This window comes from Sphingomonas sp. GW821-FHT02B09, from assembly GCF_059421875.1.
This window is the reverse complement of sequence record NZ_JBWKVV010000002.1, coordinates 403300-417720: the sequence shown is the minus strand read 5'-3', so window position 1 is coordinate 417720 and position 14421 is coordinate 403300. Positions and strand designations below refer to the sequence as shown.

The window sequence follows — 14421 nt, the reverse complement described above, 5'->3', positions numbered from 1 at the left end:
CGAGCGAGCCACGCGCGCCCCTTCGCGGCTTCGCGTGAACCAATCCTGCGACACCCCGAGGAAAGTTTCCCCGCACCACACCGTCTTCGCACGAATCCACCCGCTCACCGCGACCGACATGCAAAGGACGCATTCAATTCATCGCCACTTCAGCTAATCGGGCCGACGAGCATCGTCCGAACGACCAAGGCAGTTGAATGCTATCGCAGCGCGTCCACGCGGCCCGGCCCGCCTTCTCTCCGAGTATTGCCCACCGCGCCGCCGCCGACACGCCCGGCTTCTCGCGTCCGACGATCGTCGCGGCATTGCTCGCCGGCCTGATCGCCACCGCCTGGCTGCTCCACCGCGCCGAGCTCAGCGTCGCATTGTGGAGCCGCAGCAACCTGCCGTTCGTGCTCGCCGCGGTCTGCGTCGCCGCCCTGCGCAGCCATGTCGTACCGCGCGGCTGGCGCCATGCCGCGGCGCTGCGCGACGGGGCGGGCTATTATGCGGTGTTCACGCTGATCGCGCTGACCGGCGCGGTGGCGAGCTATCCGCTCGCCGCGCTCACCCACGGCTATGCCGATCAGACCCTGCAACGGATCGACACCGCGCTCGGCTTCGACTGGCTCGCCTGGTACCGGACGGTGGCCGATCATCGCCCGCTGCAGATCCTCGGCATCGCCTGTTACGAAAGCATCTATCTCACCCCCGCGATCCTGCTCGGCTGGTTCGCCCGGACCGGCCAGCGGCGCGAGGCGCATCGCTTCCTCGCCGGCTTCTGGCTCGCCGCGGTGCTGACGCTGGCGCTGTTCACGCTGATGCCGGCGATCGGGCCGCTGTCCTATCTGTGGCGCGGCGCGGTGCCCTATATGCCGGTCAGCGAGACCTGGCAGTCGAACCTCATCCCGGCGCTGCGTGCGCATACCATCCACGCCGTCGATCTCGGCGCGTTGCGCGGGCTCGTCTCGGCGCCGAGTTTCCACGCCGCCGCCGGCACGCTCTACCTGCGCACGATCTGGCGGACGCCGCCGCTGCGCCGCTGGCTGACGTGGCTGGTCGCGGCGATGCTGCTCGCCACTCCGGTCGAGGGGACGCATTACCTCATCGACATGATCATCGGCGCCGCCGTCGCGATGCTGGCGATGGAGATCGTCGACCTGCTGCTCGCGCGCCGCCTAGCCGCTGTTGCGTAGCGCCGTCGCGACCGCGTTGATCGACAGCAGGATGCCCTCGCCGATGCGCGGATCGTCCTCGCCGGCGCGATGGCGCTTCATCAGCTCGATCTGGAGCAGGTTGAGCGGCTCGATATAGGGCAGCCGCAACCGGATCGACGCATCGAGCGCCGGATGCTTCTCGAGCAACCGCGTCTGCCCGGTCACCTCGAGCAAGCCGTCGTGCGTCTGGTGCCAGGCATCGCGGATGCGGCCGAAGATGCCGCTGCGCAGCGCCTCGTCCTCGACCAGCTCGGCATAATGGCCGGCGATCGCGATGTCCGATTTGGCCAGCACCATCTCCATATTGGCGAGCGTCGAGGCGAACAGCGGCCAGCCCTGCGCCATCTCCCGGAGCAGCCCCTTGTCCGCGAAGCCGGCGATCGCCTGCCCGACGCCATACCAGCCCGGCAGCATCACGCGCGCCTGCGCCCAGCTGAACACCCAGGGAATGGCGCGCAGATCCTCGATCGCGTCGCTCTTCTTGCGGCTCGCCGGGCGGCTGCCGATCTTGAGCCCGGCGATCTCGCCGATCGGCGTCATCTGGCGGAAGAAGGTGCGGAAGCCTTCGGTGCCGTAGACGAGGTCGCGATAGGCGTGGAAGGCGGTGTCCGACAGCGCGTCCATCGCCGCGCAGAAATCGTCGTTCTCCGCATTCGACAGACGCTCGGGTTCGAGGCTGGCGAGCAGCGTCGCCGCGGCGATCGCCTCCAGATTGGTCATCGCGCTGTCGCGGGTGCCGTATTTGGCGGCGATCACCTCGCCCTGTTCGGTGATGCGGATACGGCCCTGCACCGTTCCCGACGGTTGCGCGCGGATCGCCGCGAACGCCGAACCGCCGCCGCGCCCGACCGCACCGCCGCGACCGTGGAACAGCTGCATGCCGACGCCGGCCGCCTCGAACACCGGCTTCAGCGCGGTCGACGCCTTGGACAATTGCCAGGTCGAGGTGAGATAGCCGCCGTCCTTGTTGCTGTCCGAATAGCCGATCATCACTTCCTGATGGCCGCGCTTCGCTGCGATCGCGGCGATCTCGGGCAGCGCGAACCAGTCGGTCATGATCCCCGGCGCCGCTTCCAGATCGCCGACCGTCTCGAACAGCGGCACCGCCATCACCGCCGCGGTCGGTGCGTCGCCGGGCCGGTAGAGGCCGACCTCCTTGAGCAGCAGGTTGATCTCGAGCAGGTCGGACACCGACTGCGCCATCGAGACGATGTAATTGGTGATGCACGCCGGACCGTATTTCGCATGCGCCTCGGCGGCGGCCTGGACGATCGCCAGTTCGGACGTCGTCTCCTCCGAATAGGTCATGAAGCGGCTGGCGAGCGGCCGCGCATTGGCGAGTTCGCGGCGCAGCAACGCGACCCGCGCCGCTTCGTCGAGCGCGAGATAGTCCGCTTCGACGCCCGCGGTCCTGAGCAATTCGGCGACGACGCGTTCGTGCACCGCGCTGTTCTGACGCAGGTCGAGCGTCGCGAGATGGAAGCCGAACGTCTCGACCGCTCGAATGAGCCGGCCGAGCGCGCCGCCGGTCTTGAGCGCTCCGGCTGTCGACAGGCCGTGCGCGATCGCGACGAGATCGGCGCGGAACGCCTGCGGATCGGGATAGGGTTCGCCGTGGAGATGGCCGGGGCGCGGCGCCGCCTTGCCGGTCAGCGCCTGATGCGTCGCGGCGAGCCGTGCGTAGATGCCGGACAGCGCGCGGCGATACGGTTCGTCCGCGCGGCTTTGCGCGGTATCGCCGCTCGCCTCGGCCAGCGCCTCGACCGCGGCATCGACGGGGACGTGCTCGGTCGAGATCGACAGTTCGGCGCCGAGCGCGTGCACCCCCTCCAGATAGAAGCCGAGCACCGCCTCGCAGGCGCGGCCCAGAGCGGTGCGCAGCGAATCGGCGGTGACGAAGGGATTGCCGTCGCGGTCGCCGCCGATCCAGCTCCCCGGCCTGACGAAGCTCGGCACGCGCTCCCCGAATGCGCGGTCCCAGCGCTGGTAGAGCGCGGGCAGCGCCGGCAGGAACACCTCGCGCATATAGGACAGCGCCGTCTCGACCTCGTCGGTGACGTAGAGCCGCTCGCGGCGCAGCACGCGCGTCTGCCACAGCAAGGCGATCTGGCGGGTGATCGCATCGTCGACGCGGTCGCCGTCGGGCGTCTCGTCGCGGCCCATGTCCTTGAGTGCCATCAATTGCGCGATGCGGTTGCGATGGTCGATCATGCTCTTGCGCCGCACCTCGGTGGGATGCGCGGTGAGCACCGGGACGATCAGCGCATGGGCGAGCAATTGCTGCACCTGGTCGCGGCCGATCCCCTCGCCTGCCAGCTTGGCGAGCGCGGCGGCGACGTCGGCGCCCTGTTCGGCGGCGATCCCCTGCCGGTCCTCGGCGAGATTGGCGAGCATCGAGAACAGCATGAAGCCGCGGACGAAATCGAGCGTCTCGTCGAGGCCGAGGTTCTGGAGCTGCTGGTGGACGCTGTCGCTGCTGCCGGTGCCGCGATGCCGCTCGACCGAGGCGCGGCGGATCGCCTCGGTCGCCTCGAACAGCGCCTCGCCGCCATAAGCGCGGATGACGTCGCCGAGCTGCGCGCCGAGGAAGCGGACGTCGGGATTGTTGGCGATCGGCGGAAGCGAAGCGGGGTCGTGCGTGGCCATGGCCCGATGCTGCGCTGCGGCGGGAGTCGGGTCAACCGGTCATGGCGTTGGAGACGCGGGAAATCGCAGCGGGCTCCCGATTCGATTCGTCAGAAAAGAAGAATGGTTCGCGCGAAGACGCGAAGGTGTCGCGCTTGCAGCAGTCGCGGCCCGTCACATCAAGCCATTGCAATGACAGGGCCACGCTCGTCCCAGGCGGAACACCTTCGCGTCTTCGCGCGAACGAGACCTTCTGCATCCCGTCCCGGCGTCAGGTCCTTACTAGCGAGGGCCTACCGCGTGCTATTGCCCAGCGGATCGCCCGGCACCGGCGGTGTCGGCCGCGTCGCGGGCTCGCGGCCTGCATCGCGCGCCGCGCGCCATTCCTTTTCCTCTTCCGAGGTGACGGTGCCGTCGTGGTTGAGATCCATCTGGTCGAAGCGCTTGAGCGTGCCCTCGTCCCATTCGATCAGGCTGATGACGCCGTCGCCGTTGCGGTCGAGGCTCATCAGGCGGCTGTTCTGGCGGGGCAGTTCGGTCTTGTCGAGCCGATCGTCGGCATTGCGGTCGAGCGTGCGGAAGCGGCGCTCCATCGTGCTGGTGAAATCGACGCGGCTGGTCACCGCCGGTGGCACGAAGCCCGCGGCGTTCGCGTCCGCCTCCGCCACCTTGTCCTCGCGCGGGCCGCATCCGGCCAACGTACCCGCCGCGACAAGCGCCGCCGCCGCGATGATGATCCCCGTCCGCAAACCCGGTCTCCGTATCGTTACGCTTCCAGCTCAACGTCCCAGTAGAGCCAGTCGTGCCACGTGTCGTGGAGATAGTTGGGCGGAAAGGCGCGGCCATGTTCCTGCAGATGCCAGTTGGTCGGCCGGATCGGCTCGACGTACAGCGGCATATGCGCCTGTTTCGGCGTCCGCCCGCCCTTCTTGAGGTTGCACGGCGCGCAGGCGGTGACGACATTCTCCCACGTCGTCCGCCCGCCTTGCGCGCGCGGCACGACATGGTCGAAGGTCAGGTCGCGCCCGACGCCGCAATATTGGCAGGCGAAGCGGTCGCGCAGGAACAGGTTGAAGCGGGTGAACGCCGGAAACGCCGAAGGACGCACATATTGTTTGAGCGCGATCACCGAGGGCAGCTTGATCTCCGCCGTCGGGCTGCGCACCGAGCGTTCGTAATGCGCGACGATGTCGACGCGATCGAGGAACACCGCCTTGATCGCGGTCTGCCACGGCCAGACGCTCAGGGGATAATAGGACAGCGGCGTGTAATCGGCGTTGAGCACCAGCGCCGGACAATTGTCGGGGTGACGGATCAGATCGGGATGAAACACGGCTCCTCCCACGGATTACCCGCGGGCCATGTCGCCCACGAGAGTGACGCTGGTATGACAGCACGCCGCATCGATGCCGGTCAAGCCTTCTGCGGCGGGACGCGCGCGTGAGCCGCGTCGTCACCCGCTTCGCGCCGAGCCCGACCGGACGGCTGCATCTCGGCCATGCCTTTGCCGCGCTGCAGGCGCACGATCATGCGCGTGCGGCGGGTGGCGGCTTCCTGCTGCGCATCGAGGACATCGACGGCACGCGCAGCCGCGAGGGCTTCGTCGCCGGGATCGCCGAGGATCTGGCGTGGCTCGGCCTGACGTGGGACGGGCCGGTGCTGCGCCAGTCGACGCGGCTGGACGTCTATGACGCGGCGCTGGCCGGGCTGCGCGACAATGGCCTGCTCTACCCGTGTTTCTGCACCCGCGCCGATATCGCGGCGAGCGCCTCGGCGCCGCATCACGGTCCGGACGGCCTCGTCTATCCCGGCACCTGCCGGAACCTGCCCTCGGGCGAGGCGGCGGCGCGGATTGAGGCAGGCGTGCCGCATGCGTGGCGGCTGGCGACGGACCGCGCCGCGGCGCTCGCCGGCCCACTCGACTGGAGCGACGCGCTCGCGGGGCCGCAGCACGCCGACCCGGTGGCGTTCGGCGACATCGTCCTCGCCCGCAAGGACGCGCCCGCCAGCTATCACCTCGCGGTGACGATCGACGACGCCGCGCAGGGGATCACCGACGTGGTGCGCGGCCGCGACCTGATGCGCGCGACCGACATCCACCGATTGCTGCAGGCCCTGCTCGGCCTGCCGACGCCGCGCTATCGCCATCATCCGCTGCTGCTCGGCCCCGACGGCACCCGCCTCGCCAAGCGCAACGGCGCCCCCGCGCTCGCCGATCTGCGTGCCGCAGGCGAGGACGGCGAGGGGCTGGCGGACGCCCTGCGCGCCGGCCGGCTTCCCATTGGCTTTGCCGTCGCGAGCGCTTACCTATAGCGAATGAACACCTTTCTCGTCCTCCTGCTGATCGCGGCGATGCTGGCGACGGTGGTCGCATTGGTCCGGGGCGTCATCGCCTTCCTCCAGGAATCGCACGCGCAGGTCCGCGACGGCCAGGGGCCGTCCGCCGCCTCGCTCAAATCGAACAAGATGATGCAGATGCGCATCTTCTTTCAGGCGATCGCGATCCTGATCGTCGTGCTGATCCTGTTCCTCGCCGGACGCACCTGAGCCGTTGGTCAAGCTCAACCGCATCTACACGCGCACCGGCGACGCCGGCACGACCGGCCTCGTCGACGGCTCGCGCGTGTCGAAGGCCGATCCGCGCATGGCGGCGATCGGCGACGTCGACGAGGCGAACAGCGCGATCGGCGTCGCGATCGCCGCGCTCGGCGAGCGGGCGCCCGCCGCGGCGCTGCTGACCATCCAGAACGACCTGTTCGACCTCGGCGCCGATATCGCCACGCCCGCGGGGATCGACGGCGCGCTGCGCATCGTCCCCGCGCAGGTCGCCCGGCTCGAGGCGGAGATCGACGCGATGAACGCCGATCTCGCGCCGCTGACCAGCTTCATCCTGCCCGGCGGCGATGCCGGTGCGGCGTCGCTGCATCTGGCCCGTGCCATCGTCCGCCGCGCCGAGCGCAGCACGGTGGCGGTCGACGGGCTCAACCCGCCCGCCCTCGCCTACCTCAACCGCCTGTCCGACTGGCTGTTCGTCGCCACCCGCGTGGTCAACGGCGCGGGCGCCGGCGACATCCTCTGGCAACCGGGCGCGAGCCGCTAGCGTCCTCCGGCCTCGCGGGACATTCGCCCCGCCCCCTCCTTCCGCCCGGATTCTTTGTTCGCGCGAAGACGCGAAGACGCGAAGGTGTTCCGCCTGGGGCGACCGTGGCCCTGTCATCGAAATGGTTTGATGTGATGGGCCGCGACTGCGGCAAGCGCGACACCTTTGCGTCTTCGCGTCTTCGCGCGAACCATTCTTCGGTGCAGCGGAGCGCATCCGTCCAACTGGACCGAGTGTAAAACAGCCTCGAACCCATCGAAATCGCACCGCATCGCGCGAAACGTCCATCCCGGCTGCAACCCTTTGCCGTTTCGCGCGCTGTCCTGACTTGCGTTAAGACGCGCGGGGGAGGCCAGCCATGTTGAAGATCGCACCTCAGCCGCTAACGCCGCTCGCCGAGCGCTTCTCTGCCGTCCGCGCACTGACGCTGGCGCTCGCCGCGCCGCTGTCCGACGCCGACGCCACCGTCCAGTCGATGCCGGACGCGTCGCCGACCAAATGGCATCTCGCGCATACGACGTGGTTCTTCGAGACCTTCGTGCTGCGCGACCACGTCCCCGGCTATTGCCTGCACGACGAACGCTTCCCGTTCCTGTTCAACAGCTATTACGAGGCGGAAGGCCGCCGCCACGCGCGCGACCGCCGCGGCATGATCACCCGCCCGACGCTCGACGAGGTCCGCGCCTATCGCGCCTATGTCGACGCAGCGCTCGTCGCCGCGCTGCCCGACCTGCCCGAGGGCGCGCGCGAGCTCGTCGCGCTCGGCTGCCATCACGAGGAGCAGCATCAGGAGCTGCTCGTCACCGACATCCTGCATCTGTTCGGCGAGAATCCGCTCGAACCGGCGATCTGGCCTGCCGCGCCCAAGGTGCCGGTGGCGATGCCCGGGCCGGTGCGCTGGATCGACCATGCCGGCGGTATCGTCCGCATCGGCCATGACGGCAACGGCTTCGCCTTCGACTGTGAGGGGCCGCGCCACGACGCCTTGCTCGCCCCGCATGCGCTCGCCGACCGCACCGTCACCAACGGCGAATGGGCGGCGTTCATCGCCGACGGCGGCTATCGTGATCCCGCGCATTGGCTCGCCGACGGCTGGGCCTGGGTGAAGACCGAGGGAATCGTCGCGCCGCTCTATTGGGAGGAGCGCGACGGCAAATGGACGCGCTTCGGCCTCGACGGCCGCCGCGCGATCGACCCCGCCGCGCCGGTGACGCACGTCAGCCTCTACGAGGCGGACGCCTATGCGAGCTGGGCCGGCGCCCGCCTGCCCACCGAATTCGAATGGGAGGCCGCGGCGCAGGCACAGGACGCACGCTGCGGCAACCAGATGGATGCCGCCAGCCCGGTCGAGCCGCGCCCCGCGTCCGGCCCCGCCTTTTTCGGCGACGTCTGGGAATGGACCGGCAGCGCCTATCGCCCCTATCCCGGCTTCCGCACGATCGAGGGCGCGGTCGGCGAATACAATGGCAAGTTCATGAGCGGCCAGTTCGTGCTGCGCGGCGGCAGTTGCGCGACGCCGCGCGGCCATGCCCGCGCCAGCTACCGCAACTTCTTCTACCCGCATCAGCGCTGGCAGTTCACCGGCGTGCGGCTCGCCAAGGACCTCTGAATGTTGAAGCCCGAAGTCGAGGACGGCGAGCAGACGCTCGCCGATCCGCAGTTCCGCGCCGACGTGCTCGCCGGGCTGGAACGCCGGCCCCGCGCCATCCCCGCGCGCTGGTTCTACGACCGCCGCGGCTCCGAATTGTTCGAGGACATCACCAACGTCCCCGAATATTATCCGACCCGCACCGAGACCGCGATCCTCGAGACGATCTGTCCGGAAGTCGCGGACGTCGCCGGGCGCGGCCGCGCGGTGGTCGAATTCGGCTCGGGCTCGTCGGTCAAGACGCCGCTGCTGCTCCGCTGCACCGAACCCTCCGCCTACGTCCCGATCGACATTTCGGGCGACTTCCTGCGCGACTCGTCGCGCGCGCTGTCGGAAGCCTTCCCCGGTCTGCTCGTGCTGCCGTTCGAGGCGGATTTCATGCGCCCGCTCACCCTGCCGGCGACGATTGCCGATACGCCCAAGCTCGGTTTCTTCCCGGGCTCGACGATCGGCAACATGATCCCGCTGATGGCGGTCGACCTGCTCCGCACGATGCGCGCCTCATTGGGCGAGGGCGCGATGCTGCTGATCGGCATGGACCGGATCAAGGACGAGGCGACGCTGGTCGCCGCCTATGACGATGCCGGCGGCGTCACCGCGGCGTTCAACCGCAATGTGCTCGACCGCATCAATCGTGAGCTTTCCGGCACGATTCCGGTCGAATCCTTCGCGCACGAAGCGCGCTGGAACGACGATCGCGCGCGCATCGAGATGCACCTCGTCGCCACCCGCGACGTCGCATTCACCGTCGACGGCCAGCCCTTCGCGATGGCGGCGGGAGAGAGTATCCACACCGAGAACAGCCACAAATACGGCTCGCGCGATGCGCGCATCCTGCTCCGCTCGGGCGGCTGGACGCCGATCCGCGAATGGACCGATCCCGACGGCCTGTTCGGCCTGTTCCTCGCCGAGGCGCAGGCGGAGCGCCCCGCCCCCTGACGGCTGGCAGACGCGTCGAAAGCGGCTATGGCGCGTCAAAAGCATAGGAGATGGACGTGGAGTCAGTCGGAGTCATCGGTTCGGGCCAGATGGGCGCGGGCATCGCGCAGGTATCGGCGGCGGCGGGCTATCGCGTGTTCTTGAGCGACGTCTCGGTCGAGCGCGCCGAGGCAGGCAAGGCGGGGATCGCCAAATTGCTCGCCCGCGCGGTCGACAAGGAGAAGATCGACGCCGCGACCCGCGACGCGACGCTCGCCCGCATCGAACCCGTCGCCAATGTCGAGGCGATGGCCGGGTGCGGCCTCGTCATCGAGGCGGCGACCGAGCGCGAGGAGATCAAGCGCGCGATCTTCGGCCAGGTCGGCAAGGTGCTCGGACCCGACGCGATCCTCGCCTCCAACACCTCGTCGATCCCGATCACCCGGCTGGCGCAGAGTTCGCCCGATCCGCAGCGCTTCATCGGCGTGCATTTCTTCAATCCGGTGCCGGTGATGGGCCTGATCGAGGTGATCCGCGGCCTCGCCACCTCCGACGCGACCGTCGGCGTGATCGAGGCCTATGCCGACCGGCTCGGCAAGGCGGTGGTCCGCGCCAACGACGCGCCGGGCTTCATCGTCAACCGCGTGCTGATGCCGATGATCAACGAGGCGGTGTTCGCGCTCGGCGAGGGCGTCGCGACGATCCGCGACATCGACCTTGCTTGCCAATTGGGGCTCAACCACCCGATGGGGCCACTGACGCTCGCCGATTTCATCGGCCTCGACACCTGTCTGGAGATCACCCGGGTGTTGTTCGAGGGCACCGGCGACCCCAAGTTCCGCCCTGCCCCGCTGCTGGTGAAATACGTCGAGGCCGGCTGGTACGGCCGCAAGACCGGCCGCGGCTTCTACGATTACAGCGGCGCCACTCCGGAGCCGACACGATGAGCCTCGACGATATGATGGTCGACACGCCCGACGGGCCAATGACCTACAAGGAATGGAAGAAGAAGAACCCGGTGCAGCTCCCCTCGCGCCGCACCAAGGGCAAGGACCTGCCCAACAAGGTCAAGATGCGGACGGACGAATAACTTATCGTCATCCTCATTATGTCATCCCCGCGCAGGCGGGGATGTGGAGTCACGTTTGAAGTGCACCGGTTGAGGCATGGAGGAATGCCTCGGCGGGGGTCTGGAAGTCGAGGCATTTTCTGGGGGTGTCGTTGAGGCGCTGTGCATAGGCTTGCAGTTGGTCGGGCGAGAGGGTGTGGAGATCGGTCCTGCGGGGCAGCATGCGTCGCAGGCGGCCGATGGTGTTTTCGATGCCGCCTTTCTGCCATGGGCTGCGGACGTCGCAGAAGAAGGTCTGGAGTCCGAGGCGATGCAGCCGATGATGTTCGGCGAACTCGGTTCCGTTATCGAAGCTGATGGTGCGGCGCAGGGCGTTCGGAACGGTGCGCAGCTGGTGGGCGATGCGCAGTGCGGTGGTCGCCGCCCTGCGCGTGGGCGGCTGGTCGAGCAGGGTGAAGCGGGTCGTTCGCTCGTGGAGGACGAGCACGTTGTCGCCATAGCGGGCGAAGAGCATATAGTCGGCTTCCCAATGGCCGGGCTGTTCGCGGCCGTCGGCTTCGGGGGTGCGCTCGGCGATGGAGCGGCGCTGGCGGATGAAACTGGCCGGGCTGCCGCCACGCCGGGCATAACGGCCGCGCCGGGACTTGGCGCGGGGGAGGAGGCGGTGCCAATAGTCCTTCTGGGCGGACCGGTGATAGACGAAACGGTAGATTGACTCGTGGCTGATGACGGTGCGACCAGCGTCGCGCGCCAGTCTGCCGGCGATCTGCTCGGGCGAATGTCCCATCGCAAGGCTTTGCCTGACGCGGTCCCGCAGGTCAGGCTGGCGCACCAGCTTGAAGCGGCCGTCCCATCGTCGCCGACGTAGCGCCAGGCCGTGCGCGCGCGCCGGAGCGTAGCCGCCACGCCACGCCTTGGTCGCACGGCTGTTGCGGCTTAGCTCGCGACCGACCGTCGTGTGGCTGCGCCCGATCGCGGCGCCGATGCGACGCCCTGACCAGCCCGCCTCCCGTAGCCGCGCAATCTCGATCCGCTCGTCAAGGCTGAGCTGCCTGTATCTCTGTCCCATCGCGCACCCACCTTATCAGTGGTGCACTTCTCTCGTGAATCCGGCGGATCCAGACGCGCGGGTCCGCGCTTGAGCCGCACCGTCAGCGTCTTTGGATCCCCGCCTCCGCGGGGATGACGATCGTTGGGGGGCGGGCGCGAAACCACATCGCATACACCCCCGCCAGCACCGCCATAAACGGCACGCCATACACCAAAGTCAGCGCGAACGGCGCGGTGAACGGCGTCGTCAGCAGGATCGCCACGATCGCCCCCGCCCCGGCGAGGCTTGTCCACGGATGCCCCCACAGCCGGAACGCCGCCGGCGCCCCATGCCGCCGCCGGAAGGCGAGATGCGTCACGAAGATCATCCCCCAGGTGAACAGCGCGCCGAAGATCGACACCGCGATCATCACCCCGAACGCCGCCTCCGGCCGCCACGCATAGACGCCGCCCGCCACCGCGATCCCCCCGCCCGACACGAGCAGCGCCGCCGCCGGCACGCCGCGCCGGTCGACCCGCGCCAGCGCACGCGGCGCGAGGCCGCTCTCGGCGAGGCTGAACAGCATCCGCGACGCCGCATAGAGCTGGCTATTCATCGCCGACAGCGCCGCGATCAGCACCACCGCGTTGAGCACGCCCGCGGCATAGGGCACGCCGCTCGCCTGCATCACCGTGACGAACGGGCTCGTCGCCGTCCCAGCCTGCGTCCACGGCACGATCGCCAGCATCACCGCGAGGCTGCCGAGATAGAAGAGCGCCAGCCGCAGCATCGTCGAGCGGAAGGCGCGGACGATCGCCCGTTCGGGATCGCGCGCCTCGCCCGCCGCGACCGCGATCATCTCGATGCTGATATAGCTGAAGATCGCGACGATCACCGCGGTCCAGATCCCGCCCAGCCCATGCGGCGCGAAGCCGCCGGCGTCGGTATAATGGGAAAAGCCGATGCCATGCGCGGCGATCACCCATGATCCGACCGCGATGAAGATCAGGATCGCCGCGATCTTGATCGCTGAGAAGACATATTCGACCGCGCCGAACAGCCGCACGCTGGCGAGGTTGACGCCGAGCAGCGCCAGCGAGAAACCGGCGATCCACCACAGGCCCGGCACCCCCGGCGCCCAGTAGCGCATGTAGATCGCCACCGCGGTCACCTCGGTGCCGATCGCGAGGATCACCGCCGCGGCATAGGCATAGCGGACGAGGAAGCCCGCGAACCGGCCGAGATAGCGTTCCGCGAACAGCCCGAACGACCCCGTCGCCGGATCGGCGACCGTCATCTCGGCAAGGCAGCCCATCAGCGCCAGCGTCACCAGCCCGCCGATCGCATAGCTCACCAGCACCGCCGGCCCGGCCAACCCGATCGCGAGGCCGCTGCCGAGGAACAGCCCGGTGCCGACCGCGCCACCGATCGCGATCATCGCGAGCTGGCCCGGCCCGAGCGTGCGTCGCAAGCCGGTCATCGCGTGCGGCTCACCCGATCAGCAGCCCGGCGAGCGCCGCGCTCATCAGATTGGCGAGGCTGCCCGCCGCCAGCGCGCGCAGGCCCAGCCGCGCGATCGTCGGCCGCTGGTTGGGCGCGAGGCTGCCGGTCACCGCCATCTGGATCGCGATCGACGAGAAATTGGCGAAACCGCACAGCGCGAAGGTCACCACCGCGACGGTGCGCGGCGACAGGCTCGTTTGCGTGCCGAGATCGATATAGGCGACGAATTCGTTGAGCACGATCTTCTCGCCGAACAGCCCGCCGGCGATCCCCGCCTCGTTCCACGGCACGTTGAGCAGGAACATCACCGGCTGGAAGACATAGCCGAGCAGCGCCTGGAAGCTCAGCCCCGGCAACCCGACCATATTGCCCAGCCCACCGAGCAACCCGTTGGCGAGCGCCACCAGGGCGACGAAGGCCAGCACCATCGCGCCGACCGCCACCGCCAGCCGCACGCCGGTCTGCGCGCCCTGTGCGGCGGCCATGATGAGGTTGGCGGGCTTTTCCTCGTCATGCGTCGCGTCGGGCAAAGGCTCGCCCGGCACGCCCTCGGGCAGCAAGGCGGCGGGGCCGGCGCCGCTGATCCGCGCCTCGGCGAGGCGGATGTCGCGATTTTCGTCGGGCAGGTCGCCGAGCGGCAATTCGCCTTCGGGAGTGACGCGGCGATCGGGCATGATGATCTTCGCCATCAAGATGCCGCCCGGCGCCGCCATGAAGCTCGCCGCGAGCAGATATTCGATGCGGATGCCCATCGAGGCATAGGCCGCGAGGATCGTGCCGGCGACGCCCGCCATGCCGCTGGTCATCACGGTGAAGACCTGCGGCGGGGTGAGGCCGGCGAGATAGGGGCGGATCACCAGCGGCGATTCCGACTGGCCGACGAAGATGTTCGCCGCCGCGCAGAGCGATTCGACCTTCGAGGTGCCGATGACGGTCTCGATCGCGCCGCCGACCCAGCGCACCACCACCTGCATCACGCCGAGATAATAGAGGATCGAGACGAGGCTGGCGAAGAAGATGATGACCGGCAGCGCCGCGATCGCGAAGCTCTGGCCGCCGATCTCGGGCGCGGCGAGCTTGCCGAACAGGAATTCGGTCCCCTTCTGCGAATAGCCGAGCAGCGCGGCGACCCCGGCCGAGGCGCCGGCGAGCGCCTGCCGCCCCGGCCCCCAATAAAGGACGACGGTGGCGATCAGCGCCTGCAACGCGAAGGCCGCGCCGACGACGCGCAGCCGGATCGCGCGGCGATCGGCGGAGAGCAGCACGGCGATGCCGAGGATGACGAGGATGCCGGCGACGCCGATCAGGATACGATGCATGATTCATCCCGCG

The 14421-nt window shown here is 68.9% G+C and carries 15 protein-coding genes; 8 read left to right on the top strand and 7 right to left on the bottom strand.

The features are described 5' to 3' along the window. Positions 1-197 precede the first annotated feature (197 nt). The gene (locus tag AC07U4_RS09900; protein WP_495195320.1) at positions 198-1175 is read left to right on the top strand and encodes a phosphatase PAP2 family protein; all 978 of its coding nucleotides are present in this window, start codon (positions 198-200) and stop codon (positions 1173-1175) included. On the opposite strand, the gene ppc is transcribed toward AC07U4_RS09900, so the two are convergent. From ppc to AC07U4_RS09880, 4 genes are all read right to left on the bottom strand, one after another. Beyond that, positions 1158-3842 (bottom strand): phosphoenolpyruvate carboxylase, encoded by a 2685-nt coding sequence (gene ppc / locus AC07U4_RS09895; RefSeq protein WP_495195319.1) that lies wholly within the window; start codon positions 3840-3842, stop codon positions 1158-1160. The two genes, AC07U4_RS09900 and ppc, sit on opposite strands and share 18 nt — an antisense overlap. Positions 3843-3873: 31 nt before the next feature. Next, positions 3874-4026, bottom strand: a complete 153-nt coding sequence (locus tag AC07U4_RS09890; RefSeq protein WP_495195318.1) for a hypothetical protein — start codon at positions 4024-4026, stop codon at positions 3874-3876. A gap of 88 nt (positions 4027-4114) precedes the next feature. After that, positions 4115-4570 carry an EF-hand domain-containing protein gene (locus AC07U4_RS09885; protein WP_249340703.1) on the bottom strand — a complete coding sequence of 152 codons (456 nt, stop codon included), beginning with the start codon at positions 4568-4570 and terminating at the stop codon, positions 4115-4117. A gap of 17 nt (positions 4571-4587) precedes the next feature. Next, complete coding sequence (locus AC07U4_RS09880; RefSeq protein WP_038664347.1) at positions 4588-5154, bottom strand: HNH endonuclease; 567 nt, start codon at positions 5152-5154, stop codon at positions 4588-4590. 107 nt (positions 5155-5261) lie between these two features. Between AC07U4_RS09880 and gluQRS the strand changes: the two genes are divergently transcribed. The 7 genes from gluQRS (at position 5262) to AC07U4_RS09845 (ending at position 10577) form a co-directional block, all read left to right on the top strand. Then, positions 5262-6134 carry a tRNA glutamyl-Q(34) synthetase GluQRS gene (gluQRS, locus tag AC07U4_RS09875; RefSeq protein ID WP_495195317.1) on the top strand — a complete coding sequence of 291 codons (873 nt, stop codon included), beginning with the start codon at positions 5262-5264 and terminating at the stop codon, positions 6132-6134. Positions 6135-6137: 3 nt separating this feature from the next. Then, on the top strand, positions 6138-6368 hold the full coding sequence (locus AC07U4_RS09870; protein ID WP_038664354.1) for a twin transmembrane helix small protein: 231 nt from the start codon (positions 6138-6140) through the stop codon (positions 6366-6368). Between the two features lie 4 nt (positions 6369-6372). Continuing rightward, positions 6373-6921 (top strand): cob(I)yrinic acid a,c-diamide adenosyltransferase, encoded by a 549-nt coding sequence (locus AC07U4_RS09865; protein WP_495195316.1) that lies wholly within the window; start codon positions 6373-6375, stop codon positions 6919-6921. Positions 6922-7279: 358 nt separating this feature from the next. Then, a complete protein-coding gene (egtB, locus tag AC07U4_RS09860) occupies positions 7280-8530 on the top strand; it encodes an ergothioneine biosynthesis protein EgtB (protein WP_495195315.1) in 1251 nt (416 codons plus the stop codon). Beyond that, on the top strand, positions 8531-9508 hold the full coding sequence (gene egtD / locus AC07U4_RS09855; protein ID WP_495179562.1) for an L-histidine N(alpha)-methyltransferase: 978 nt from the start codon (positions 8531-8533) through the stop codon (positions 9506-9508). A gap of 56 nt (positions 9509-9564) precedes the next feature. Then, complete coding sequence (locus AC07U4_RS09850) at positions 9565-10434, top strand: 3-hydroxybutyryl-CoA dehydrogenase (protein WP_495179563.1); 870 nt, start codon at positions 9565-9567, stop codon at positions 10432-10434. Continuing rightward, positions 10431-10577, top strand: a complete 147-nt coding sequence (locus AC07U4_RS09845) for a hypothetical protein (RefSeq protein WP_169742552.1) — start codon at positions 10431-10433, stop codon at positions 10575-10577. Before AC07U4_RS09850 ends, AC07U4_RS09845 begins: the two co-directional genes overlap by 4 nt. Before the next feature lie 49 nt (positions 10578-10626). On the opposite strand, the gene AC07U4_RS09840 is transcribed toward AC07U4_RS09845, so the two are convergent. The 3 genes from AC07U4_RS09840 to AC07U4_RS09830 form a co-directional block, all read right to left on the bottom strand. Further along, positions 10627-11625: an IS30 family transposase gene (locus AC07U4_RS09840; protein WP_495195314.1), complete on the bottom strand. Its 999-nt coding sequence runs from the start codon at positions 11623-11625 to the stop codon at positions 10627-10629. An 82-nt stretch (positions 11626-11707) separates the two neighbouring features. After that, the gene (locus AC07U4_RS09835) at positions 11708-13066 is read right to left on the bottom strand and encodes an amino acid permease (protein WP_495195313.1); all 1359 of its coding nucleotides are present in this window, start codon (positions 13064-13066) and stop codon (positions 11708-11710) included. Positions 13067-13076: 10 nt separating this feature from the next. After that, positions 13077-14408, bottom strand: coding sequence for a NupC/NupG family nucleoside CNT transporter (locus AC07U4_RS09830; protein ID WP_038664365.1), 1332 nt, complete (start codon positions 14406-14408; stop codon positions 13077-13079). Positions 14409-14421 lie beyond the last annotated feature (13 nt).

Bases quoted from the DNA above. Each gene is read 5' to 3' on its own strand.
- AC07U4_RS09900 (WP_495195320.1), top strand. From the start codon at position 198: ATGCTATCGCAGCGCGTCCACGCGGCCCGGCCCGCCTTCTCTCCGAGT.
- ppc (WP_495195319.1), bottom strand. From the start codon at position 3,842: ATGGCCACGCACGACCCCGCTTCGCTTCCGCCGATCGCCAACAATCCC.
- AC07U4_RS09870 (WP_038664354.1), top strand. From the start codon at position 6,138: ATGAACACCTTTCTCGTCCTCCTGCTGATCGCGGCGATGCTGGCGACG.
- egtB (WP_495195315.1), top strand. From the start codon at position 7,280: ATGTTGAAGATCGCACCTCAGCCGCTAACGCCGCTCGCCGAGCGCTTC.
- egtD (WP_495179562.1), top strand. From the start codon at position 8,531: ATGTTGAAGCCCGAAGTCGAGGACGGCGAGCAGACGCTCGCCGATCCG.
- AC07U4_RS09845 (WP_169742552.1), top strand. From the start codon at position 10,431: ATGAGCCTCGACGATATGATGGTCGACACGCCCGACGGGCCAATGACC.
- AC07U4_RS09840 (WP_495195314.1), bottom strand. From the start codon at position 11,625: ATGGGACAGAGATACAGGCAGCTCAGCCTTGACGAGCGGATCGAGATT.
- AC07U4_RS09835 (WP_495195313.1), bottom strand. From the start codon at position 13,066: ATGACCGGCTTGCGACGCACGCTCGGGCCGGGCCAGCTCGCGATGATC.
- AC07U4_RS09830 (WP_038664365.1), bottom strand. From the start codon at position 14,408: ATGCATCGTATCCTGATCGGCGTCGCCGGCATCCTCGTCATCCTCGGC.